This window comes from Campylobacter sp. IFREMER_LSEM_CL1846 (genome assembly GCF_025772105.1).
In the GTDB taxonomy this organism is placed as follows: Bacteria; Campylobacterota; Campylobacteria; order Campylobacterales; family Campylobacteraceae; genus Campylobacter_D; species Campylobacter_D lari_D.
The window spans coordinates 145,615-169,227 of sequence record NZ_JAKMRM010000001.1; the positions used below are offsets into that span (position 1 = coordinate 145,615).

The following is a 23,613-nucleotide window of genomic DNA, read 5'->3' on the forward strand; positions in this document are numbered from 1 at the left end:
GATTAAAAATGGCAAAAGTTATAGGTATAGATTTAGGTACAACAAATTCTTGTGTGAGTGTGTATGAAAGAGGTGAGAGTAAAGTTATCCCAAATAAAGAAGGTAAAAATACTACTCCTTCGGTAGTTGCTTTTACAGATAAAGGTGAAGTTTTAGTTGGAGATAGCGCTAAGCGTCAAGCTGTGACTAATCCTGAAAAAACTATTTATTCTATAAAAAGAATTATGGGTTTAATGATCAATGAAGAGGCAGCAAAAGAAGCTAAAAATCGCTTACCTTATCATATCACAGAAAGAAATGGAGCTTGTGCGATTGAAATAGCAGGTAAAATTTATACTCCACAAGAAATTTCAGCGAAAGTTTTAATGAAATTAAAAGAAGATGCAGAAGCTTTCTTGGGCGAGAAAGTAGAAGATGCGGTTATTACTGTTCCAGCGTATTTTAATGATGCACAAAGAAAAGCTACAAAAGAAGCAGGACAAATTGCAGGGTTGAATGTATTAAGAATTATCAACGAACCAACTGCAGCAGCTTTAGCTTACGGACTTGATAAAAAAGAAAGTGAAAAAATTGTAGTTTATGATTTAGGTGGTGGTACATTTGATGTTACTGTGCTTGAAACAGGTGATAATGTTGTAGAAGTTTTAGCAACAGGCGGTAATGCATTTTTAGGCGGTGATGATTTTGATAATAAATTAATCGACTTTTTAGCAAATGAGTTTAAAGATGAAACAGGTATTGATCTTAAAAACGATGTAATGGCTTTACAAAGATTAAAAGAAGCAGCTGAAAATGCTAAAAAAGAATTAAGTTCAGCTAATGAAACTAATATTAATTTACCATTTATCACAGCTGATGCAAGTGGCCCAAAACACTTAACTAAGACTCTAACAAGAGCTAAATTTGAAAGTATGATTGATGGTTTAGTTGCTGAAACTATTAGCAAAATTAATGAAGTAGTAAAAGATGCAGGGCTTGATAAAAGTGAAGTAAAAGAAATTGTTATGGTGGGTGGTTCTACTCGTGTTCCACTAGTACAAGAAGAAGTTAAAAAAGCCTTTGGAAAAGAGCTTAATAAATCAGTAAATCCTGATGAAGTTGTTGCAATAGGTGCGGCAATTCAAGGTGCGGTTATTAAAGGTGATGTTAAAGATGTATTATTGCTTGATGTTACTCCGCTTTCTTTAGGTATTGAAACTTTAGGTGGTGTGATGACTAAAATCATCGAAAAAGGTACAACTATACCAACTAAAAAAGAGCAAGTTTTCTCAACTGCTGAAGATAATCAAAGCGCAGTTACTATCAATGTTTTACAAGGTGAGAGAGAATTTAGCCGTGATAATAAATCTTTAGGAAATTTCAATCTTGAAGGAATTCCACCAGCACCTCGTGGTATGCCACAAATTGAAGTAACTTTTGATATTGATGCAAATGGTATTTTAACAGTTAGTGCAAAAGATAAAGCTACAGGTAAGGCTCAAGAGATTAAAATCACAGGTTCAAGCGGACTAAGTGAAGAAGAAATCAACAACATGGTAAAAGATGCAGAGCTTCACAAAGAAGAAGATAGAAAACGCAAAGAAGCAGTAGAAGCTAGAAATGCTGCTGATAGTTTGGTACATCAAGTAGAAAAATCTTTAAGTGAGCTTGGAGATAAAGTGGGCGATGATGATAAAGCAAATATTCAAAAAGCTTTAGATGAGTTAAAAGAGACATTGAAAAATGCTAATGCTTCTAAAGAAGAAATCGAGGGCAAAATGAAAGCTTTAAGTGAAGTTTCTCATAAATTAGCAGAAAATATGTATAAAAAAGAAGAACCAAATGCTCAAAAGAAAAAAGACGATGATGTAATCGATGCTGAAGTTGAGTAAAAACTAAACTAGAAGCCTTGTTGCTTCTAGTTTAATCAATATATTTTTTACAATCTTCCTTAAAATAATTTCTATCAAATCTTGCAAAATTATCATTATTTGGCACTTTATAACATTCAGTGAAATTTTTAGCCTTAAGAATTTTGATATAAAAACTAGGAATGGATATGTTATTTTTAATGCGTTTTGGCTTATCATCATAAAGTACTAAATTTAAGACTTCCAATTCTTTATTTTTCTTTGCTAAATATCTTTCTCTTTGTTCGATTTCATTCCAAATTTCTGCATTAATATCTTTTTTTGCGGAGTGATATTGCTCATTAAAAAAGTGCTAAGTTGGGCTTGTGGGGTTGCATTCATGGATTGATTTGGTACGACATGCCCTCTTGTATAACCACTTCTTAGATAATCCTCCCAATAAGTTCTATACTTTTTAGGAATATTGGTATCATCTTTAAATTTTGGGCGTTTTTTGATGTGCCCTTGATTTAAAATTTTAGCTTCTAGTTTATAAGCAATTGCTTTAGTACCTTTATAATTATAATCATAACAATTAATATAATAATATTTATCCATTAATAAAGAGCAGTCTTTAAAATAAGCTTTAAAGCTAGGATGTAATTCATATTGAGTATAAGCAAAAGAGCTTAAAGCTAAGGCACAAAGTGTTAAAACTTTTTTCATGCTAAAAGCTTTCTTACCATTTCATTAAGTCTTTTACCATCAACGCTTGCACCAAAAGCTGTTTTAGCTTCTTTCATCAAAATACCTTGTTCTTTTAAAGAGCTAATTTGTAGTTTTTCTATAAGTTTTTTTAGCTCACTTTCTAATTCCTCATCGCTAAGTTGTTTTGGTAAATAAGCACTTAAAATAGCTACTTCTTGGAGTTCCTTTTGTGCTAAATCTTCTCTAGAACCTTTGCTAAAAGCAAGTGCAGCTTCATTTCGTTTTTTAATCTCACTCGCAATGATTTTGTATATTCTTTCATTATTAAGTGTGATTCTCTCATCAACTTCTATTTGTTTAAAGCTAGCATTAAGCGTTCTTAAAGTGTTTCTTTTAAAATCATCTTTATTACGCATAGCTTCTTTAATGTCTTCTAAAATTTGATCTTTTAAACTCATTTTTTCTCCTTTAAAATTTGATATTTTTAAAATGTGCTATACACACACCTTCTCTAACACCATCATCAATCACAATGAGCTTTTGCTTATTAAATAAAGCAAAAAGTATCATTGAGCCTGCTATGAGGTATTTTTTTCTATTTTCTCCAAGATAAATTTTAGCTTTTTCTTGTTCTAAATTCCAAATTTTTAATGCAAAATCAAAAAAATCTTTGCGTTTGAGTATTTTACCATTTACACTTTCTTCTAGGTAGTCTTTGTATTTTATGTTTTGTTTATAAGCACAAAGTGTGGTAGGTACTCCTGAATTTAGTATGAAAAAATTTCCTTTTAATTTTATATCTTTACTAAGATTAAAAGCTTTTAAGGCAAGTTGCTTTAAATGCGCAGGGTAGGGGCTTAGATGAATTTTTAATTTTTCATCTTTAATACGCACAAGATTTTGTGGATATTTTTTAAAAAATCTTACATAAACACTTGGTTTTATGGCTTTAAAATGCATTCTTTCATAAAAACTAATGATTCCAAAATCATAACTTTTGCTAAATTTATCATTTGAAATTTCACAAGAAGCACCGCCCAAATCACAATAACTTAAGTCTTTTCTAAAAAGTTTAAGAGCTTTAAGACGCTCTTGCATACCTAAAACGCTTAGTTTTGCTTCGGTTTTTGCATCGATTAATTTTATATCAAGTTTAAATTCTTTTTGAATTTTTTCAAAAATAAGCTTAGTATTTTTTGCTTTTCTAAAAGCAGCTGTGGCGACTGCTTTAGCTTGACTTAAGTTATAATTTTTTTCTTTTAAGATTTTCAAAGCGCTAAAAATTCTTTCTATAGCTTCATCACTAATGGTGTCATTTTGCATATTTTTAGCTGCTCCTATGATAAATTCTTCGCTTTTTAATTTATTAAAATTCTCATCCATCAAAACAGCTCTTAATGTATTTGAACCCATATCAATACCTAGCACTAGCTCTCCTTAAAAAATTTAAAGTATAATAGCAAAAAACTTATAAGGAAAACTTATGCTTTTAGGGGTTAATATCGATCATATAGCAGTTTTAAGAGAAGCTAGAAAAGTAAATGATCCTGATTTACTTGAAGCTGCTATTTTGAGTGCAAATTTAGCTGATCAAATCACTATCCATGTAAGAGAAGATCGTCGTCATGCTAATGAGTTTGATTTAGAAAATATCTTAAAATACTGCAAGTGTGTAGTGAATTTAGAATGCTCTATTGATATGATAGAATATGCTTTAAAATACAAACCCTCGCGCGTTACTTTAGTACCTGAAAAAAGACAAGAGCTTACAACAGAAGGTGGTTTAAATTTAGACAATGAAAAATTACAAGAAGCCATTAATGCTTTAAAACAAGAGCAAATCGAAGTTTCTTTATTTATTGATCCAAATTTAGAAGATATTAATAAATCATCTTCTTTAAATGCTGATTTTATAGAGCTTCATACAGGATTGTATGCTAATATTTATAATGCATTATATACCAATATCAATCAAACTTCTTATGCATTGCCTGAATTAATTTTAAGTAAAAATGAACTCAAAAAGCTTTTAGAAAATGAACTCCAAAGATTAAAACAAAGTGCGAGTTTGGCTAAGGGTTTAAATTTAAGAGTGGCAGCTGGTCATGGGCTTAATTATAAAAATGTAAAAAATATTGTGGATATTTTAGAAATAGAAGAGTTAAATATAGGTCAAAGCATAGTAGCAAGATCGGTTTTTGTAGGCTTAGAAAAAGCTATATTGCAAATGAAAGCTTTGATTAAAAGATGAAAAAAATTGCTATTAGCATAGGAGATTTAAATGGTATAGGTATGCAAATTTTATTATCTTGTCATGATGAGCTAGTAAAAATTTGTGAGCCATATTATTTTGTACATTATGAATTATTTCAAAAAGCAAGTAAGCTTTTGAAAATAAATCCTAAATCTAAAATCAATTTAGTTGAAATTTCTAATGCTTTAAAACCACATTTTGCTTTTAAAGAAGAAAAAGAAAATTTTTTAATTTATGAGTTTTCGTATCAAGCTAATAAAATTATTGATTTTGATTTTGAGTTAAATCCTGCAAATTTAGACGCTAAAAGTGGAGCTTATTCTTTTTTAAGTTTTGAAGGAGCTAGTTATTGCACGCATTTATTTTTAGATGCTTTAGTAACTTTACCGATTAATAAAAAAACTTGGCAAATGGGAGGAGTGAGCTATAAAGGTCATACTGAGGCACTAAGAGATTTTTTCAAACAAGATGCTATTATGATGTTAGGGTGTGATGAGCTTTTTGTGGCTTTATATACTGAGCATATGCCTTTAAGAGATGTTTATAAAGAAATTAAGGCTTTTGAACTTGCGAAATTTTTAATTAATTTTTATCAATGCACTTTATTTGAAAAAATTGGAGTTTTGGGTTTTAATCCTCATGCAAGTGATAATGGCGTAATAGGCGGAGAAGAAGAGCAGGAAATAAAAAAAGCTATAAGAATGGCAAATGTATTTTTAAAAGATCATGCATTAAATTTACAAAATTTAGAAAATGAATATTTTTTAAGTCAAAAAGAAAAAGAGTTTTCTTATAAGGAAAATATTTTTTTAAGTGAGCCTTTAGTGGCCGATAGTGCTTTTACTCCTTTTGCATTAAGTAAATGCAAGTATTTAGTCAGTATGTATCATGATTTAGCTTTAGCACCTTTAAAAGCTTTATATTTTGATAAAAGCATTAATGCGAGTTTAAATTTACCCATAATTCGAACTAGTGTTGATCATGGAACAGCTTATGATAGGGCTTATAAAAATGAAAAAATAAACTTACAAAGTTATATGCAAGCAGTAAAATCTGCTTTACAATTTTTACAAATCAAAGAAAAAAATAAGTAAAAGTTACTAAAATATTCTTAAAATAATTTTTTAAGGAGAATGCTTGAGTAAAGACAATACCATTGCATTTTTTATTTTTATTGTAAGCGTTTTGTGTTTTTTTGTTTGGGGTTATAATTACATTCCTAATAATTCCATGATATTATTTATTCTTGCTAGTGTATTTGGAATTTTTATGGCCTTTAATGTTGGCGGTAATGATGTTGCAAATTCATTTGGCACTAGCGTGGGAGCTAAGACAGTTACTATCAAGCAAGCTTTAATTATTGCAGCAGTATTTGAATTAAGTGGGGCTGTGTTTGCAGGTGGGGAAGTAACTAATACTATAAGAAGTGGTATAGTGGTTTTACCAGATAGTGTTGATCCTATGGTGTTTGTATGTGTTATGCTTTCTGCTTTGCTAAGTTCAGGTATTTGGTTATTTATAGCAACAAAAAAAGGACTTCCAGTTTCTACTACTCATAGCATTATAGGTGGTATTGTAGGTTCAAGTATAGCTATGGGGTTTGTATTTTTTGATCAAGACCAAGCTTTTTCTATGGTAAATTGGAATGGTATTTATAAAATAGCTATGAGTTGGGTTATTTCTCCTTTACTTGGTGGACTTGTGGCGTATTTAATTTATGCTTATATTTATAAAAAAATACTTCAACCTTCGGCTTTGATTAATATGCAAATAAAAGAAATTAAAAAAGAAAAAAAGGAGTTTAAAGAAAATTTTTTTATCAATTTAAAAAACAAAAGTCAAGAAGAGCAAATTAAAGAATTAAGCGCCATTGTTTTAGATGATGATGAAAAAAGAAGTGAATATAAGTTAAAAATTAAAGAATTAAAAGAAAAAGAAAAAAATATAGATGTTTTTTCTAAAATGAAATTCCATGTTCCTTTGGTTGCAGGGATAGCTGCTTTAATAATAGCGTCAATGTTTTTATTTAAAGGTTTAAATAAAGTTTCTACTTTAGATATGGTGCAGAATTTATGGATAGTTTCTATTATTTCTATTTTTGCTTATATAGTTACTTTGGCTGTTGTAAGATTGATGAAAAAAACTGAAGTAAATAAAACTATAGAAAAGATTTTTTCGTGGTTTCAAATTTTTACTGCTTCTAGTTTTGCTTTTTCGCATGGAGCTAATGATATAGCTAATGCTCTTGGGCCATTTGCTGCGATTTTAGATGTGCTTAAAAATAATACCATTAATCCAAGTTCGCCAGTGCCATTTGCTGTAATGCTTATGTTTGGTATAGCTTTGGTTATTGGACTTTGGTTTTTAGGTAAAGAAGTTATTCAAACTGTTGGTTCAAAACTAGCAGAAATTAAGCCAACAACAGGCTTTAGTGCTGAACTTGGTGCAAGTATTGTTATACTTTTAGCAACTCAACTTGGAATTCCAGTTAGCTCAACCCATATTTTAATCGGCGCTATTTTGGGTATAGGGGTGTTTAATAAAGATGCTAAATGGGGTATGATGAAACCTATTGGTTTAGCTTGGGTTATTACTTTACCAGTTGCTGGAATTCTTTCAAGTATTATTTTTGTAATTTTTGTAAATATAATCTTATGAGTTTAAACTCATAAGATATTTTTTAGCTTCATTTAAATTAGAGCTATTTATAAAATAATCAATTTTTGCAGGTTTTTTATATACTTTATCATAATATTCAAAAAGCATTTTTACACAAAGTTCTAAATTATTTTCTTCATAATTTTTACAAAGTCTTAATTTAAAATCCTTGCTGATATAAGGTGATATTTTTTCAACGCATTGATAAAATACTTTTTTATCCATTGGAGTATAGTTTTTTAAAACTCTTTGAATGCGTAAATTTATATCACACTCGCACCAAATTTTTTTAGCTTTTTGCATACTATTGTATAAATTTAGTGGGATAGTTAAATTTCCAATTTGTCTGCTTTCAGCTTCTATAAAACAAGTTTTGTGAGTATAATCTTTTAAAAAATAAAACAACTTATCTTCAAAGGCTTTTTGGCTTGGTTGTTCTCCATAAATTTTACCAAAACTTGATCCTTGGTGATTAGCTAGTTTTTCTAAATTTAAAGCATTGTTTAAAGTTTGGATTAAATCACTTTTACCACTTGCTGTATTACCACAAAGACATAAAAACTCAATATTTAAATCTTTCCTAAAAAACTCACTCACATAACTTCTATAGGCCTTGTATCCACCTTCTAATCTTACAACTCTATAACCAAGTTCAGCCAAGATTAAAGCAATAGCTTTTGATCTTTTACCACCTCTTGCACAATAAATTCCCACCAAAGAACCTATTTTATAATTTTGATAAAGTTTATTAATATGTTCACTCATATTTTTACAAATATAACTTGCACCTTTTGCTTTAGCTAAGCCTTTATTTTTCTTATAAAGTGTGCCTATTTCTTCAAATTCATTATCATTTAGTGCGTAGTAATTTTGCGCAGATTTTATATGAGCAAGTTTGTATTCTTTGGGACTTCTTACATCAATTAAAAGATCAAAATTAAATTTTAAAAAATTTTCAAAATCAACTTCTTTATACATAGTCTTTAAAAGCTTTGCATAAGGTGGTATAAACTTTTTCCAAATCACTCCCACAAACTCTAGTTTGTCCTATGGTAGTGATAAAATTTGTATCCCCTTGCCATCTTGGGATTAAATGATAATGACAATGCGGCGCTATGCCAGCTCCTGCTGCACTGCCTAAATTCATACCTATATTAACACCCTTGGCATGAAAGTTATCTTTTAAAATTTTAACTCCAATACGCACAAAATGGCTAATTTCTAGCCATGTATCATTATTTAAATCTTCTATATTTTCTAAATGCTCATAAGGGATAATCATGAAATGACCCGGACTATAAGGGTATTTATTCATAATGCCAAAACATTCTTTAGCTCTAAAAATTACCCCAAGTTTTTCATCTTCATTAAGTTCATACTTACAATGACAAAAAGGACAAAAATTTTTATCTTTATTATTAAAATAAACATCTCTCCAAGGTGCATATAAATACTCCATCAACTCTCCTTTATGCAAGCATGTAGATTTTTGATATTTTTACTTATAAGAGCTTTATTTTTTGGTATCAAAGGTAATAGCTTTTCATCTTCTAATAAAAAAATTCTAGCTCCTGCTAAAATAGCATTATTAAGATCGCTTTTGCTTTCAATATAAAAAATGGCCTCTAAGCCAAGATGTATTGCAAAATTATAAAGTTTTTTTAGTTGCATAGTTTTTAGCATTTTAGGAAATACAATAAACGCATCAGCTCCATATACCAAGCTTTCTAAAATTTGATATTCATCAAAAATAAAGTCAAATTGCACAATGGGTTTTTCATGATAGCGTCTAAAAAGACTTAAATTTTGTATGTCTTGATTAAGCAAAGGACTTGTTGGTAAAACGATAGCATCAAAATTTTCATGATTAAAATTTAAATCTTTAGAATATAAAAAATGCGAAAGTTTTCTTTCAAGCAAAAGTGTGTAAATATCTTTAGGATAAAAAGCATTAGAAGCTAGGCTTCTGCCTAGCATATCATAAGGAAAAATTTCTTTTTTATTTTCTAGAATTTTTTGTGTTTTTGAAAAATGATCTTTTAAATCTATTGTTTTAAACATTTTTCAATGGCCTTTAAGTGATCTTTGCTTTCTTGGGAATTTGCAAATTCTTTATCGTGGAATGTTTTTTGTAAAATTTCATAAGCTTTTTTGCAATTTTTAAGTTTATAATAGCCCCAAGCTAAAGAGTCTAGGTAGTAAAGATTTTGTGGTTCTTGTTCAAGTGCCCAGCCTACTAATTCTATACCTTTTGCAATATCAATATCATATTCGATTAAGGCATAGCCATAGTAATTTTGATATAAAGCATCGCTACGCACATCTACACTTTGTTCAAATTTTTTCATAATAGAAGCTAGAATTTTTGGATCCGTGATTTTTTTACTTTTAGAATCCATATAAATTTCAAATTCTAAAACCCCTGCCATAGAAAGGTATTTTTTATCTTTGCTAAGTTCATAATGTTTTAAAGCTATTTCGTAAGCTTTTTTATAATTTTTTGTTTGTGTATATAAGAAAATTTTAGTATCAGGATCTATGTTGTATTGTTGGACTAAATTTAGAGCTTGTTTATAATTTTTTTCTTGCACTAGTAATTCTATCATAGCATATATATATTTAATATCATTGTTGAGTTTATATAGTTTTTCAAGGGTTTGAATGCTTGCCTTATTGTTTTTTTGCTCTTGATAAATTTTTAAAAGTAGGGTGCATGTTTTAAGAGTGCATTGTGAATTTTTTACAAATTCTTCTAAAGCTTTTTTAGCTTGATCAATATTTTTATTTTTTATATTAATTTCAACTATTTTAAGTAATAAATTTTCATGTTCAAAAAGCTTATAAGCAAGATTGTATTGCTCTAAAGCTTTGGTGTATAAAGCTTTTTTAGCAAAAATATCACCTAGTATTTCATAGTTTCTATAATCTTGCTCTTCTTTAATGAGTTTATAAAGTATAGTTTCGGCTTGTTTATAATCTCCTATTTCAAAAAAATGCAAAGCATTTAATCTTGCAATAGCTGTATGATTTAAAAATTCTTTAGAGGCTTTTAAAAGTTCATCTTTTTGTTTTAAGTTAGCACCCAAAGCTAAAAGCAATGCTTTTTGCAAATAGATACTTTCATTATTTTCATGAAATAAATTTGTATAAATATCACATGCTTTTTGAAACTGTCCATGTTCTTCATAAATGAGTGCTTGTAAGATTTTATCTTCGCTTTTAGCCAAAGCAAGGTTTGTTAGGATAAAAACGATAATTAGTGAAAGCAAACCCCTATACATTCTTCTTTCAACTCCTCTTTGTGTGTTTTAAAATACTCCCAAAATGGAAAAGTTCTACATTGTTTTGGTCTATGCTTGTAAATTAAACATTTTTTATACATTGTATCAAAAAAAATACAACGATAGCCATTTTCATGCTTTACTTCTTTAAAACTATATTTAAATCCAACTTTGATAAGGTATTGTTCTTTAAAGGCTTCAAAGTTTAAATTTAAAAAAGCAGCAATAGCTTCTAGCTCTTCTTTGCTAGCATAGATATATCCACTTTCTCCAGTGCAGCATTTTCCACCGCATGTTTTACAAGCATTTTCATCAAAAGAATAATCAAAGTCTTTTTCACATATCATAGCTTATAGTTCCTGTATTTTCATAAATTTCACTAATTTTTGGATTTAAAACATTATTTTCATACATAAAAAGCGTAGGCATTATCGCGCAAGGACTTTTACTATTTTTTTTAATATGTATTAAAACAAGCCTTGCATTAGTTTGTGTATTGGTGTGAATGCATTGAAGGGAAACTAGTTTTAATTTAAATTGTTTTAAATAAGCACAAATTTCATCTAAAAAACTTGCCTCATAGCACATAAAAAAACTACCATTTGGCTTGATTAAAGTATTTATTTTAGCAAACATCTTCTCAAGCGGCATAAATTCTTGATATCTTGATATACATAAATGCAAATCTTGGCTTTTTTGTGTATTTTTTTTATAAAATGGAGGATTAGAGATCAAAAAATCAAATTTTATATCACTTTTATAGTTTAAAAAGTCTTCGCAAATGCTTTGAATTTCAAGTTTATTTTCTTTGGCATTTTTATAACTTAGTTTGATATTTTGCTCTTGAATATCTAGTAGATAAACTTTTGAATTTGGAAATTTTTGCTTTACTAAAAGTCCTAAAATTCCACATCCACATCCTATATCAAGGATATTTCCTTTTAAGTTATTTTTAGATAAAAAGTCAAAAAGTAAAAGGCTATCATTATTATAACGATAGCCTTTTGAATATTGAAAGAGTTTTAGCATTTATAAAGATGATCGCAGATTTTAAATGAATCATTTAAACCCACTACAATAGAAGCTCCGTTTTTACTCGCTATATCACCTGCTACAAATAATCCTTTTACATTACTTTCTTTGTTTTCATCAAAGCTTGGCACACCTTTTTCATCAACTTCTATAGAGCATTTTTGTAAGAAATCAAGTGGGGTTGAACCACCAATAGCATAAATAATGCGATCATAAATTTCACTTGTATTGTTAGTGAAATTTACTTTAGCTTTACCATTTTCATCTTCAATACCAGTTATATCTATGCCGAGTTTTGCTTTTACACTGCCTTGTTCAAAAGCTTTTTGAATATCTTCAAGATTAATATCATTTAATCTTGAGAAAGTTTCTCTTCTATAGCAAAGTGTAACATCGTTATTTTTAGCTAAATCTATAGCGTATTCTGCTGCTGAATTTCCACCGCCTACAACTAAGATTTTTTCATCTTGGCTTGTTGAATTTGCATTAAAATTGATGATTTTAGTTAAAGTTATAGGTAAAGTATAGTTTGGTTTATTTGGCTTACCCATTCTACCTATGGCAATAACTGCATTTTTACAAATATAATTTTCATTTGCAGTGCTAACTATGAAATTTTCTCCATCTTTTTTAACACTTTCAACTTCACTAGAAAGCTTTACTTCAAGATTGTGCTCTTTAATGGCATTTTGGAAAGTTTCTATTGTGCTTTCTCTGGTTCCATCTTCAAAATTTATATGTCCATGATTTGTGCTATCACAACCTTTATAAGCTTTGTCTACTCTTTTGCCTTCTTTGTAAAATTTTACTAAGGTTTGACAAATCGCATCAGCTTTTTCTAAAACAATAACTTCTTTATTTTTTATTTTAGCTTCTACTCCAGCTGCAATACCTGCAGGGCCAGCGCCAATAACTACCATATCAAAAATTTTCATTATTTCCCTTTTTTAATTTTTAGTTTATGTAAATGTATCAAAAAAACAATAATAAAAAATAAAAAACAGAAATTATTTTTATCTTGTAAATAAATTTTTTTATGCTTATAAATTATTAAATTAATAAAATTTTATAATAAAGTAGATTAAAATGATATTATTATAATATTTTTTGCATAAAATCACTTACATAAAAGCAAAAAAACATAAAAATTATATATAGTATGCAAAAGGAGTTTTTGATGGGACAAAATACAGGACAAAGTTTAAAAAATAATTTTTTAACATTATTGTTATTATCCTTTTGCGGATCTATTATTTATGGTTTGCCTTATTTTAGAAAGTATTATTATGATGATTATATGAGTCTTTATCACTTAAATAATTTTGAAATGGGGCTTTTGGGTAGTGCTTATGGATTGCTTGGTTTGTTTTCTTATGCTTTAGGAGGTTATTTAGCAGATCGTTTTGCACCAAAAAAATTATTGATTTTTTCTTTAATTGCTACAGGACTTGGTGGTTTATTGCATTTATATTTTACTTCTTTAAATGCACTTTTGATTATTTATGGAATTTGGGGGATTACTTCTTTATTAACTTTTTGGCCTTCTTTGATGAAAATAGTAAGGAACTTAGCAAATTCTAAAGAACAAGCAAGGGCTTATGGAATTTTTGAAGGCGGTAGAGGAGTTGTTGGTGCTGCACATTTGGCTATAGCTACGAGTATTTTTGGATATTTTCAAACAAAAGCCTTGGCCGCACAAGGTATAGAAATGGTTATTGTGTTTTATTCTATAGCTCCTATTGCAAGTGCTATTTTATTGTTTTTTCTTTTGAAAGATGATATTAATGAGCAAAGTGAGAAGATTAAAATCAAAGACTTGGTTTTTCTTTTGAAAAATTCTGCTCTTTGGCTTGTGGTTGCTATTACTTTTTGTACATATTTTTTTAACATGAGTTTTTATTATTTTACTCCTTATGCAAGCAATGTTATAGGAACTTCTGCTGTTTTTGCAGCTATTTTAACGGTATTGGCTCAATATATTCGTCCGGTTTCTTCTGTAGTGGGTGGATTTATAGCAGATGGATATGGAAAAGCTAAAATAATGATGATAGGCTTTATTTTAATGGGAATTGGTGTTATTTTTTTAATGCTTAGTTCAAAATTAAATGGATTTTTACAAATGAGTGTTTTAACTTCTGCTTGTGTCGTAATTTATATAGCTATGTATTCTAATTTTGGAATTTATTATTCTTTACTTAGTGAGGGAAAAATTCCTATACATTTAGCGGGTATGGCTATAGGTATTGTATCTACTTTTGGGTATTTGCCTGAAGTTTTTGCACCATTACTTGCTGGAGATTTATTAGATAGATACCCAGGTGTAAAAGGTTTTCATATATATTTTACCATCATGATAGTTATGGCTATTTTGGGTGTAATGTTTTGTTTGATTTGGATTAAAAAATACAATAAAAAGGAGATGAAATGAAGGAAATTGTTTTTAACTTTAAAAACAAGGTTAGAGTAATAGAAAATGAATGGATAGTTTTAAAAGATGGCACTAAGCTTTCATCACGAATTTGGCTTCCTCAAGTAAAAGAAAAAGTTCCTGCTATATTAGAATACATTCCTTATAGAAAAAATGATGGAACAAGGGGTAGAGATGAGCCTATGCACGGATATTTTAGTGGTAATGGCTATGCGGTTGTTAGGGTTGATATTAGAGGAAGTGGGGAATCTGATGGTTTATTAGAAGATGAATATTTAAAACAAGAACAAGATGATGCCTTAGAAGTCATTGAGTGGATTGCAAAGCAAGAATGGTGTGATGGGAATATTGGTATGATGGGTAAATCTTGGGGTGGCTTTAATTCTTTACAAGTTGCAGCAAGAAGACCTAAAAATTTAAAAGCAATTATAGTAGTAGGTTTTACTGATGATAGGTTTAATGAGGATATTCATTATAAAGGCGGATGTTTGCTTAATGATAATTTTTGGTGGGGTAATATCATGCTTGCATATCAATCACGCTTTGTTGATCCAAAAATTGATCCAAATGGTAGAAAAAAATGGCTCAATAGGCTTGAGAATATGCCTTTATGGCCCACATTATGGCTTGAGCATACTTTAAAAGATGATTATTGGAAGCATGGATCTGTTGGGGAAAATTATGATGATATACAAGTCCCTGTTTTTGCATTAGATGGATGGGCTGATTCTTATACTAATCCTGTTTTTACTCTAATGAATGGTTTGAAAGTTCCAAAAAAAGCTATCGTTGGTCCTTGGGCTCATGTTTATCCTCATGATGGTTTACCTTTGCCTGCAATGGGTTTTTTACAAGAAGCACTTAAATGGTGGGATAAATGGCTTAAAAATGAAGAAAACGATGTGCTTGAAGCTCCTATGATACAAGCATATATTGAAAATAGCTCTAAGCCAAATTCAAAAACAGAGAAAGTAGAAGGTCGTTTTGTTGCTTTAAATGATTTTAAAAATGATATTAGCTATAAAAGATACTATTTAAATCCGCATAAATTAACATGTAAAAAATCAAGTGAATTTATCAAAATTAACACTCCATTAAATCATGGGCTTTTATCAGGAGAGTGGATGGGAGCTGGTGTTTTAGGAGAAAGTCCTAGCGATCAAAGGTTAGATGATGGGATGGCAGTTGTTTTTGAAAGTGATTTTTTAGAACAAGATTTAGATGTCTTAGGCTTTCCTATGTTAAATGTAAAAATTGCAAGCGATCAAGAAAAAGCTATGCTTTTTGCTCAACTTAGTGAAGTTAGAGCTGATGGTTTTGTAAAAAGAGTAAGTTATGGAGTAATCAATCTTGCATTAAGTGATAATAAAGAGCAATTTATACCTTTAAAAAAAGATGAATTTATCCAAAAGCAAATCAAACTTGATGCTTGTGGATATAGATTTGCCAAGGGTTCTAAGATAAGATTATCATTAGCAAATTCTTTTTGGCCTATGTTTTGGCCTATGCCAAAAATTTCAACCTTGACTTTAGATTTAAATGAGTGTGAATTTAATTTACCATGTTTTAATGGTCAAGATAGCGATAAAATCAATATGCAAGCACAAAGTGCTCCTTTAACCCCAATAACACTTTTAGAAGAAGGTAGGGTAGATAGAAGCATTTCTTATGATATTTTAAACGATACTTGGACTTGTATTACAGATGGTGTTGGCGGGGTTTTTGGAGAAGGTGTTTATAGATTTGATGAGGTTGATGTTTTAGTAAAGCATAATTTAAAAAGAGAATTAAAACTTCAAAATGAAAACCCATTAAGTGCAGAATATACCATTACTCAAACAATGCAAATAGGACGCGAGGGTTGTATGATGGAGGCGGATATAATCTTAACACAAACTAGCGATTTGGAGTATTTTTATATTAAGGGAAAATTAGTAGTTAAGGAAAATAATAAGCTTGTTTTTGATAAAAAATATGATTGTAAAACTAAAAGAAATAGTTTATAAAATTTCCCAAAGTAAAATTTACTTTGGGAATTAATTTTCTTGCAAGATTTTAGCTAAATCTTTAGCACCTTTTAGATCCACTTTGCCAGAGCCTAAAAGTGGGATTTGTTCTACCTTAAAATATCTACTTGGTTTAAAAATAGCAGGCATAGTAGAGTTTTTAATTGCTTCACAAATTCCTTCAAAATCTTGCTCTTGGCATTCTACTAATAAGCATACCATTTCACCTTTTTTATCATCATCTAGTGCAACTGCGCAAAATTTTACTACATCTGTATTGATAAATTTAGCAATTTCTTCTTCTAAAGCTCCTAAAGATATCATCTCACCACCAATTTTTGCAAAACGAGAATAACGATCTACTATATATAAAAAGCCATCCTCATCTACATGGCCTTTATCGCCGGTATTATACCAGCGTATGCCATCGATTTCTTTGATAACTTCATCGGTTTTTTCTTTATTGTTTAAATAACCCACCATAACCTGATGGCCACCAATGAGTATTAATCCATCTTCTCCATGATTTAAACTTTCATAAGTAGATGGATCTACTATGCGTATAGCACTTCCTGGTAAAGGCATACCTACACTACCTTCTTTATTTGCACGGTGTAAAATCCAATAGTCAGGATCAAATTTATTCGGTAAATTTACACTTGCAACTGGAGTGGTTTCAGTGGCTCCATAGCCTTCAAAAATAGGTTTTTTAAATTTAATTTCAAAGGCAGTTCTTACTTCGCTTTTGAGTTTTTCAGCACCTGAAACGATAATCCTTAGGCTTTCAAACATAATCGCATCAAGTTTTTTATTTCTTGCATAAATACCTAAAAAAGTTGAAGTAGCACACATAATGCTAACATTGTTTTTTACTATAGCTTTTGCTACACCTAGTGCATCTGTTGGATCAGCATGTGTTATGCTTTTAATCCCTTCTAATAAAGGCATAAAAGTAGTTACAGTTAATCCAAAAGCATGAAAAGGTGGCAAAGAAGATAAGACAACATCTTCATTTTTTGCACATAATACATCTGAAATTTGAGCTATATTGCTTAAAATATTGCGATTATTTAGCATTACCCCCTTAGGTGTTCCCTCGCTACCACTACTAAATAATATAGCAGCTATGGCAAGGTTTTGTTTATTAGATGCAAATAATGCTTTTATTAAACAAGTAGGTAAGATACTTACTAAAGCAAGCATAGAAAAGATTTTGAGTTTTTGTCTTTTAAAGTTTGCGATAATATCTTCCATAAAAATAATTCTAACATGCTCTTCAAATTCTAGTTTTATGCCTTTATTTTCTAATTTTTCCATAAATTTTCTAGAAGTATAAATTTGTTGAATTTGAGAGCTTTGAATGGCTTGATTTATTGCTTTTACACCTGCTGTGAAATTTAAATTTACCACGATTTTATTTGCAAGTAATACAGCTAGATTACAAAGAGAGCTAGCCATGGAAGCAGGGAGCAAAATTCCTATACATTCTTCTTTTGGAGCATAGCTTCCTTGGGTAGGTTGTATATTTAACTCATGTGATCTATTTTTTATAAAAGAGCTAAAAACTAGACTTAAAGCAAGCATTTTTCTATAAGTAATACCACCTATTAAAGGATCAACAATAGCTATTTGACTTAAATTTCTTTTAGCGCTATCTATCCAAGCTCTAGCTATAGTATGCATACTTTCACATTGAGATTTCCAAGCAATAAATGAAAGTTCAAAAACCTTTGCTTTAACCACTTCTTTTTTAGTGTGTATTGGCAAGCTTTTTCCAAAAGCAATAGCGATTTTTCTTTTGCTTATTTTGCGGTTTCTTGCTGAAAATTCTTCATCACTTCTTGAAAAAGCACTTCCCCAAAGTCCTCTAATATAAAAAGGTAAAATCACTCCATCTTGCTCTTCTAATTTTGAGCAAACTAACTCAAATCCACCTTTAAATTCATTAAGCTGTCCATGGCGTGAAAGCACTCCTTCTGGGAAAAGGCAAACTAAATTTCCATTTTTAATATGCATAGCAATAAGCTCTAAGCTTGATTTGCTAGAAGCACTTGAAACAGGAATAACTCCAAATTTATCAAGAAAAATTCTAATATACCACTTAGAATAAATGCTTTTTTCCATAACAAAATAAATTTTTCTTGGTATAGCCATTTGCACAATAGCCCAATCTATAAAAGATATATGATTACCAAGCAATAACGCTCCACCTTTTTCAGGAATATTCTCAAAACCTTCTACCAATAAACGGTAGCGTTGAAAAAACGCTATACTCATTAATAAACGCACTAAAGAAAAAGGCAATTTACTTAGCACATAAATGCTTCCAAAAAATGCCACAGCGATGATAAAATAAAACAAATTTATCACTTCAATTTTAACATAAGCAGCAAAAGTAGCTAGTGCTAAAAAGCCTAACATAAAAATATTTTGTATGAAATTATTTCCTGCTAAGACTTTTCCTAGTTCATTTTCTTTTGCATGAAATTGTATTAGAGAGTTTAAAGGTATGATAAAAAATGCTCCGCTTAAACCAAAAATAAAAAACACTACACTATAACTTAGTAAGTTTTCTAAAAATGGCATTAAAATGCTCATTAGAAAAACCCCTAAAGCACCTAGTGGTATAAGACCTAATTCGATGTAATTTTTAGAAAACTTACCACTAACAAGCGATCCTATAATCACTCCTATACCAGAAAAAGCTAAAGAGCATTGTACATAAAAGGTATTTTCTATAAAAAGATCATTTTTTGCATATACAGGAAAACTCACTAAATAAAGTTGTGATATGGCCCAAAAAAGTGAAATTCCTATAATGCAAAGCCAAATAATTTTATGAGAAAATATTGTTTTTAAATTAGAGGTTAAAAGCTTTCCTTGTAAATATTGTTTTTTATCAAAACTTAAATTTTTATCTTCTTCTTTTAAGCTAGGAAGTTTATAAGCTAAAAAAAGTTCTAATAAAGCAAAAGCTATTAATACAAAACCCAAAGGTGCAATTTGTGTTAAAATATCCGAAGGAGTGTTAAAATTTGACTCAAAAAGCATTTCAAAGCTTAGAGAAAATACTGCCATACCGGCTAAAATAGCCACAATACTTACTGCATTGACAGCTCCATTTCCCATAGCTAAAAGCTCTTTTCCTACTAATTCTTTTATAAAGCCATATTTTGCAGGAGAGTATAAGGCAGATTGCACTCCCATGATAAAAGTCATTGTAAATGCAAGCCAAAATGCTCCAAGATAATAACACAAACAAATAATACAAGTTAATATTACTGAAAATAATGCAGATATTTTCATGATTTTATTTTTAGGAAATTTATCCGCTAAAAATCCAGATGGTGAAAGCATAAGAATAAAAGGCAAAAGCATTAAAGCATTGACAATAGCAGTTAGAAAAAGTTGGGTGCTATCTTCATAAAATTTATAAATGGTATTTTGTATGATGATTTTGTGTCCTAAATCCACAAAAGCATTAATAAAAGCTACTGCTAAAAATGGCAATACGCCAAAAATCTTTAAAAAATTTCCTTGCATTTAAAACTCCATTTTATTTTAAAAATATTATTTTATTATATAAAATTTAAATGGAGTTTTGATATTTGATTAATCTTTAAATTCTACCACTTCATTAAATGCAAAACGAGCTTTTTCTGTACCAGAATTTTTTTGGGCATGTCCTAGAGCAATGAGCATAGATACTCTTTGTTTAGCGGTGTCTAAATTTAAATATTGATTGATTTTATCTTTATCAAAACCACCGATAATACACGAACCCAAATTTAAACTATAAGCAGCATTGATAATATTTGCAATAGCAAGATGACTTTGCTCTTTTGCATAAATAAAACTTTGTTCTAAATCCATTGCGTCTAAAAATGGCTTATAGGTTTGCAAGCGTTTATTTAACTCTTCTTGGCTTAAACCACGCTTTTTTAGTTTTTCTTCAAAATAATCTTTAAAATCAGCTCTTGAGATCACAACAATAATAGCAGCACAATTTGCTACATGATTTTGATTGTTAGCTATTTTGGCAATTTCTTTTTTATGTTCATCTTTTTGAAAAACTAAGAATTTCCAAGGTTCAAGTCCTAAAGAACTAGGAGATAATCTAGCACATTCTAAGATATATTCTAAGTTCTCTCTAGAAATTTTTTCTTGAGTATATGCTCTAATAGAAGAGCGATTTTGCATTAAATTTAAATAATCTTGCATATAATTTCCTTATTTTTAGTTTAATTTATCTTATATCTTATAAGCTTTAAAATTGTTAAAATTATATTTTATTGCTACAATTTTATTTTTACTTCATACAAATATTTTATTATACGGTTTTTAAAGGATTAAAATGAAAAAAATAATTTATTTGAGCATATTTTTGATTATACTTATTATAGGGATGTATTTTTTCTTTTTTGCAAATAAGGAAGAATATAATTATCTAACTTATGAGGTTAAAAAACAAGACATTACTCAAAGCATAGAAGCAATAGGTGAAGTTTATGCAAAAACCCAAGTTGATGTTGGTGCACAAGTTAGTGGGCAAATTACTAAACTATATGTAAAATTGGGCGATCGTGTTAATGAGGGTGATTTAATCGCACAAATTGATAAAGATAAACAACAAAATGATTTAGATATTACCAAAGCTAGACTTGAAAGTGCAAAGGCAAATTTAGAAAGTAAAAAAATTGCTCTTGATATAGCTACTAAACAATACCAAAGAGAGCAAAAGCTTTATGCTAAAAAGGCTACCTCTTTAGAAAATCTTGAAAATCTTAAAAATACTTTTTATGCCTTAAGAGCAAATGTGGCTGATTTAAAAGCTCAAACTACTCAACTTGAAATTTCTTTAAAAAATGCTCAAAAAGATTTAGCTTATACTACTATAACTGCACCTAGTAAGGGTGAGATTATCAATGTAGCAGTTGAAGAGGGGCAAACTGTAAATGCAAACCAAAATACACCAAGTATAGTGCGTTTGGCTGATTTAAGTGAAATGGAAATTCGTATGCAAATAGCTGAAGCTGATATTAATAAAATTAGTGTTGGAAAAAAGGTTAAATTTAGTATTTTAAATGAGCCTGATAAAAAATATGAAGCAACTATTTCAAGCATAGATCCAGCAAATACTACCATAAGCGATGCAACAAGCAATACAAATTTAAACTCAAACTCAAGTACTAGCACTAGCGCTGTGTATTATTATGCAAGGGTTTTTGTAAAAAATGATAATAATTTTTTACGCATAGGTATGAGCACAGAAAATGAAATTGCTATTAAAACAGAAAATAATACTTTAGTTATACCAACTTTAGCTATAAAAAGCGATGTAAGTGGTTATTATGTAGAAATTTTAAAAGCAAATAATATAAGTGTGAAAACACCTGTTAAATTAGGTATTAAAGATAGTTTAAATACTCAAATTTTAGATGGTATTAATGAGGGTGATTTAGTTATCATAGGTAAAAATAAAAAATGATACGCTTAGAAAATATACAAAAAAAGATTAATAATACAACTATTTTAGAAAATATTAATCTTTATATTCAAAAGGGAGAATTTGTAGCCATTATAGGGCAATCAGGTAGTGGGAAAACCTCTCTTTTAAATATTATAGGAACACTTGATGAACCAAGTAGTGGAAAATATTTTTTAGATGCATATGAAGTAACTAATTTAAGTAAAGATGAAAAAGCAAGGATTAGACGCGAAAAAATTGGTTTTATATTCCAAAGATATAATTTGCTTAGTCTTTTAAATGCTAAAGATAATGTAGCCTTACCTGCTGTTTATGCAGGAAAAAATAAACAAGAAAGATCGCAAAAGGCTAAAGAATTACTTTCTTTTTTAGAGCTTGATCATAAAGAATTATCAAAGCCAAATGAACTAAGTGGTGGGCAACAGCAAAGAGTTTCCATAGCAAGAGCTTTGATGAATGGTGGTGAGCTTATTTTAGCAGATGAGCCAACGGGTGCGCTTGATTCTAAAAGCGGTAAGATAGTTTTAGAAATTTTAAATAAACTAAATGAGCAAGGACACACCGTAGTTTTAGTCACTCATGATAGAGAAATAGCTGCTAGAGCAAAAAGAGTTATAGAAATTAAAGATGGTAAGATTATAAGTGATAATGGTGCAAAAAAAACAGATGAAATAAAAACTAAGTTAATGCCAAAAGAGAAAAAAAGCTTTAATTTGCTTAAAAATCAGCTTTTTGAAAGTTTAAAAATGTCCATAGCTTCCATTGTAGCACACAAACTACGCTCTTTGCTTACTATGCTTGGTATTATCATAGGCATAGCTTCAGTAGTTTGCGTGGTTGCTTTAGGGCTTGGAGCCCAACAAAACATACTTGCTTCTATTAGCTCTATTGGGACTAATACCATAGAAGTTGTTTCAGGGCGTGGCTTGGGAGATATTCGATCAGGCAGAACAAGGCTTAATTTAAGCGATTTAAAAACCTTAAGTTCTTTGCCTTATTTAGAAGCAGTAGAAGCAGATGTGGGTAAAATAGGGGTGGTAACTTATAAGAATAATTCTTTGCAAGCTAGAATTTATGGAGTAGGACCAAATCATCTAAGACTTAGAGGTTTTGTGATGGTAGATGGTAGGTTTATTAATAATGAAGATATAAAAGATAATACTAATATTTGCATTATAGATGAAAATGCTTTGAGAATTTTATTTGATAATATCAGCGTTAAAGATGTTTTAGGTAAAAGCGTGATTTTTAACAAGCAACCTTTAACTATAGTTGGTGTTTTAAAAAAAGAAAGAGATAATAAAGGCTTTAGAGCTGATGAAAATACCATTAAAATTTATACTCCTTATTCTACTTTGATGAATAAAATCACAGGAGATAAACAAATAAGAGCCATAGTAACTAAGGTAAAAGATGAGGTAAATCCTGCTTTGGCTGAAGAAGCTATGGTAAAAATTTTAGAGATTAAACGCGGAAAAAAAGATTTTTTTACTATAAATTCTGACGCGATTAAAAATGCCATTGAGGAAAATACTGCTACTTTGACTTTACTTATTTCTTCTATTGCAGTGGTATCTTTGATAGTAGGTGGTATTGGTGTGATGAATATCATGCTTGTTTCAGTAAGTGAGCGCACAAGAGAAATTGGAGTTAGAATGGCTATTGGAGCTAGAAAAGAAGATATTTTAATGCAGTTTTTAATCGAAGCTGTGTTGATTTGTTCTTTAGGGGCTATTTTTGGAGTAATACTTTCTTTTATCATCATTGAAGTATTTAATTCTTTAAATTTTGGTTTTACGATGATACTTTCATTAAATTCGGTATTTTTAGGGCTTTTAAGTTCGGTTTTAATCGGAGTGGTTTTTGGATTTTTCCCAGCAAAAAATGCAGCAAATTTAAATCCTATTAGTGCTTTATCAAAGGAATGAG

The 23,613-nt window shown here is 29.6% G+C and carries 19 protein-coding genes and 1 pseudogene; 8 read left to right on the forward strand and 12 right to left on the reverse strand.

Annotated features, from left to right (window positions below; translation table 11 throughout):
• The first annotated feature begins 8 nt into the window (after nucleotides 1-8).
• Nucleotides 9-1,871 carry a molecular chaperone DnaK gene (gene dnaK, locus L8W40_RS00780; protein WP_114640400.1) on the forward strand — a complete coding sequence of 621 codons (1,863 nt, stop codon included), beginning with the start codon at nucleotides 9-11 and terminating at the stop codon, nucleotides 1,869-1,871.
• A gap of 31 nt (nucleotides 1,872-1,902) precedes the next feature.
• Here the strand turns inward: dnaK and L8W40_RS00785 are convergent.
• From L8W40_RS00785 to L8W40_RS00795, 3 genes and pseudogenes are all read right to left on the reverse strand, one after another.
• Nucleotides 1,903-2,555: pseudogene (locus L8W40_RS00785) on the reverse strand (DNA/RNA non-specific endonuclease).
• A complete protein-coding gene (locus L8W40_RS00790) occupies nucleotides 2,552-2,995 on the reverse strand; it encodes a GatB/YqeY domain-containing protein (protein WP_263664425.1) in 444 nt (147 codons plus the stop codon). Before L8W40_RS00790 ends, L8W40_RS00785 begins: the two are co-directional and overlap by 4 nt.
• A gap of 10 nt (nucleotides 2,996-3,005) precedes the next feature.
• The gene (locus L8W40_RS00795; RefSeq protein WP_133318803.1) at nucleotides 3,006-3,965 is read right to left on the reverse strand and encodes a Ppx/GppA family phosphatase; all 960 of its coding nucleotides are present in this window, start codon (nucleotides 3,963-3,965) and stop codon (nucleotides 3,006-3,008) included.
• A 55-nt stretch (nucleotides 3,966-4,020) separates the two neighbouring features.
• On the opposite strand from L8W40_RS00795, the gene L8W40_RS00800 reads away from it, so the two are divergent.
• The 3 genes from L8W40_RS00800 to L8W40_RS00810 are packed head-to-tail and all read left to right on the forward strand — an operon-like array spanning nucleotide 4,021 to nucleotide 7,449.
• The gene (locus L8W40_RS00800; protein ID WP_263659101.1) at nucleotides 4,021-4,788 is read left to right on the forward strand and encodes a pyridoxine 5'-phosphate synthase; all 768 of its coding nucleotides are present in this window, start codon (nucleotides 4,021-4,023) and stop codon (nucleotides 4,786-4,788) included.
• The gene (gene pdxA / locus L8W40_RS00805; protein WP_263664426.1) at nucleotides 4,785-5,885 is read left to right on the forward strand and encodes a 4-hydroxythreonine-4-phosphate dehydrogenase; all 1,101 of its coding nucleotides are present in this window, start codon (nucleotides 4,785-4,787) and stop codon (nucleotides 5,883-5,885) included. Before L8W40_RS00800 ends, pdxA begins: the two co-directional genes overlap by 4 nt.
• A gap of 43 nt (nucleotides 5,886-5,928) precedes the next feature.
• Nucleotides 5,929-7,449, forward strand: coding sequence for an inorganic phosphate transporter (locus L8W40_RS00810; protein WP_133318806.1), 1,521 nt, complete (start codon nucleotides 5,929-5,931; stop codon nucleotides 7,447-7,449).
• Here the strand turns inward: L8W40_RS00810 and mnmH are convergent.
• From mnmH to L8W40_RS00845, 7 genes are read right to left on the reverse strand one after another with little or no spacing between them, the layout of a single operon-like run.
• A complete protein-coding gene (mnmH, locus tag L8W40_RS00815) occupies nucleotides 7,444-8,427 on the reverse strand; it encodes a tRNA 2-selenouridine(34) synthase MnmH (protein WP_220567121.1) in 984 nt (327 codons plus the stop codon). The two genes, L8W40_RS00810 and mnmH, sit on opposite strands and share 6 nt — an antisense overlap.
• The gene (locus L8W40_RS00820; protein ID WP_263664427.1) at nucleotides 8,420-8,908 is read right to left on the reverse strand and encodes an HIT family protein; all 489 of its coding nucleotides are present in this window, start codon (nucleotides 8,906-8,908) and stop codon (nucleotides 8,420-8,422) included. Before L8W40_RS00820 ends, mnmH begins: the two co-directional genes overlap by 8 nt.
• On the reverse strand, nucleotides 8,908-9,510 hold the full coding sequence (locus tag L8W40_RS00825; RefSeq protein ID WP_133318809.1) for an indole-3-glycerol-phosphate synthase TrpC: 603 nt from the start codon (nucleotides 9,508-9,510) through the stop codon (nucleotides 8,908-8,910). Before L8W40_RS00825 ends, L8W40_RS00820 begins: the two co-directional genes overlap by 1 nt.
• Nucleotides 9,495-10,730 (reverse strand): tetratricopeptide repeat protein, encoded by a 1,236-nt coding sequence (locus L8W40_RS00830; RefSeq protein WP_220567118.1) that lies wholly within the window; start codon nucleotides 10,728-10,730, stop codon nucleotides 9,495-9,497. Before L8W40_RS00830 ends, L8W40_RS00825 begins: the two co-directional genes overlap by 16 nt.
• Nucleotides 10,706-11,077: a YkgJ family cysteine cluster protein gene (locus L8W40_RS00835; RefSeq protein ID WP_220567117.1), complete on the reverse strand. Its 372-nt coding sequence runs from the start codon at nucleotides 11,075-11,077 to the stop codon at nucleotides 10,706-10,708. Before L8W40_RS00835 ends, L8W40_RS00830 begins: the two co-directional genes overlap by 25 nt.
• Entirely contained in the window at nucleotides 11,067-11,759 is a 693-nt protein-coding gene (locus L8W40_RS00840) for a tRNA1(Val) (adenine(37)-N6)-methyltransferase (protein ID WP_263664428.1), read from the reverse strand. Before L8W40_RS00840 ends, L8W40_RS00835 begins: the two co-directional genes overlap by 11 nt.
• On the reverse strand, nucleotides 11,753-12,697 hold the full coding sequence (locus L8W40_RS00845; RefSeq protein ID WP_220567115.1) for an NAD(P)-binding domain-containing protein: 945 nt from the start codon (nucleotides 12,695-12,697) through the stop codon (nucleotides 11,753-11,755). Before L8W40_RS00845 ends, L8W40_RS00840 begins: the two co-directional genes overlap by 7 nt.
• 242 nt (nucleotides 12,698-12,939) lie before the next feature.
• Here L8W40_RS00845 and L8W40_RS00850 point away from each other — a divergent pair, with 242 nt between their 5' ends.
• Both L8W40_RS00850 and L8W40_RS00855 read left to right on the forward strand, forming a co-directional pair.
• Nucleotides 12,940-14,190: an MFS transporter gene (locus L8W40_RS00850; RefSeq protein ID WP_263662542.1), complete on the forward strand. Its 1,251-nt coding sequence runs from the start codon at nucleotides 12,940-12,942 to the stop codon at nucleotides 14,188-14,190.
• Nucleotides 14,187-16,196, forward strand: coding sequence for a CocE/NonD family hydrolase (locus tag L8W40_RS00855; RefSeq protein WP_263664429.1), 2,010 nt, complete (start codon nucleotides 14,187-14,189; stop codon nucleotides 16,194-16,196). The genes L8W40_RS00850 and L8W40_RS00855 overlap by 4 nt, the downstream gene beginning before the upstream one ends.
• A gap of 30 nt (nucleotides 16,197-16,226) precedes the next feature.
• Here the strand turns inward: L8W40_RS00855 and L8W40_RS00860 are convergent, their stop codons facing one another.
• Both L8W40_RS00860 and L8W40_RS00865 read right to left on the reverse strand, forming a co-directional pair.
• Nucleotides 16,227-19,739, reverse strand: coding sequence for an acyl-[ACP]--phospholipid O-acyltransferase (locus L8W40_RS00860; protein WP_263660938.1), 3,513 nt, complete (start codon nucleotides 19,737-19,739; stop codon nucleotides 16,227-16,229).
• A 69-nt stretch (nucleotides 19,740-19,808) separates the two neighbouring features.
• On the reverse strand, nucleotides 19,809-20,417 hold the full coding sequence (locus L8W40_RS00865; protein ID WP_263664430.1) for an NAD(P)H-dependent oxidoreductase: 609 nt from the start codon (nucleotides 20,415-20,417) through the stop codon (nucleotides 19,809-19,811).
• A 133-nt stretch (nucleotides 20,418-20,550) separates the two neighbouring features.
• Between L8W40_RS00865 and L8W40_RS00870 the strand changes: the two genes are divergently transcribed.
• Complete coding sequence (locus L8W40_RS00870; protein ID WP_263660936.1) at nucleotides 20,551-21,684, forward strand: efflux RND transporter periplasmic adaptor subunit; 1,134 nt, start codon at nucleotides 20,551-20,553, stop codon at nucleotides 21,682-21,684.
• Nucleotides 21,681-23,612, forward strand: a complete 1,932-nt coding sequence (locus L8W40_RS00875; protein ID WP_133318819.1) for an ABC transporter permease — start codon at nucleotides 21,681-21,683, stop codon at nucleotides 23,610-23,612. The genes L8W40_RS00870 and L8W40_RS00875 overlap by 4 nt, the downstream gene beginning before the upstream one ends.
• The last annotated feature ends 1 nt before the right edge of the window (nucleotide 23,613 follow it).

Coding starts and splice junctions, on each gene's coding strand:
- dnaK (WP_114640400.1), top strand. CDS start 9: ATGGCAAAAGTTATAGGTATAGATTTAGGTACAACAAATTCTTGTGTG.
- L8W40_RS00790 (WP_263664425.1), bottom strand. CDS start 2,995: ATGAGTTTAAAAGATCAAATTTTAGAAGACATTAAAGAAGCTATGCGT.
- L8W40_RS00800 (WP_263659101.1), top strand. CDS start 4,021: ATGCTTTTAGGGGTTAATATCGATCATATAGCAGTTTTAAGAGAAGCT.
- pdxA (WP_263664426.1), top strand. CDS start 4,785: ATGAAAAAAATTGCTATTAGCATAGGAGATTTAAATGGTATAGGTATG.
- mnmH (WP_220567121.1), bottom strand. CDS start 8,427: ATGTATAAAGAAGTTGATTTTGAAAATTTTTTAAAATTTAATTTTGAT.
- L8W40_RS00820 (WP_263664427.1), bottom strand. CDS start 8,908: ATGGAGTATTTATATGCACCTTGGAGAGATGTTTATTTTAATAATAAA.
- L8W40_RS00825 (WP_133318809.1), bottom strand. CDS start 9,510: ATGTTTAAAACAATAGATTTAAAAGATCATTTTTCAAAAACACAAAAA.
- L8W40_RS00830 (WP_220567118.1), bottom strand. CDS start 10,730: ATGTATAGGGGTTTGCTTTCACTAATTATCGTTTTTATCCTAACAAAC.
- L8W40_RS00835 (WP_220567117.1), bottom strand. CDS start 11,077: ATGATATGTGAAAAAGACTTTGATTATTCTTTTGATGAAAATGCTTGT.
- L8W40_RS00840 (WP_263664428.1), bottom strand. CDS start 11,759: ATGCTAAAACTCTTTCAATATTCAAAAGGCTATCGTTATAATAATGAT.
- L8W40_RS00845 (WP_220567115.1), bottom strand. CDS start 12,697: ATGAAAATTTTTGATATGGTAGTTATTGGCGCTGGCCCTGCAGGTATT.
- L8W40_RS00850 (WP_263662542.1), top strand. CDS start 12,940: ATGGGACAAAATACAGGACAAAGTTTAAAAAATAATTTTTTAACATTA.
- L8W40_RS00855 (WP_263664429.1), top strand. CDS start 14,187: ATGAAGGAAATTGTTTTTAACTTTAAAAACAAGGTTAGAGTAATAGAA.
- L8W40_RS00860 (WP_263660938.1), bottom strand. CDS start 19,739: ATGCAAGGAAATTTTTTAAAGATTTTTGGCGTATTGCCATTTTTAGCA.
- L8W40_RS00865 (WP_263664430.1), bottom strand. CDS start 20,417: ATGCAAGATTATTTAAATTTAATGCAAAATCGCTCTTCTATTAGAGCA.
- L8W40_RS00870 (WP_263660936.1), top strand. CDS start 20,551: ATGAAAAAAATAATTTATTTGAGCATATTTTTGATTATACTTATTATA.
- L8W40_RS00875 (WP_133318819.1), top strand. CDS start 21,681: ATGATACGCTTAGAAAATATACAAAAAAAGATTAATAATACAACTATT.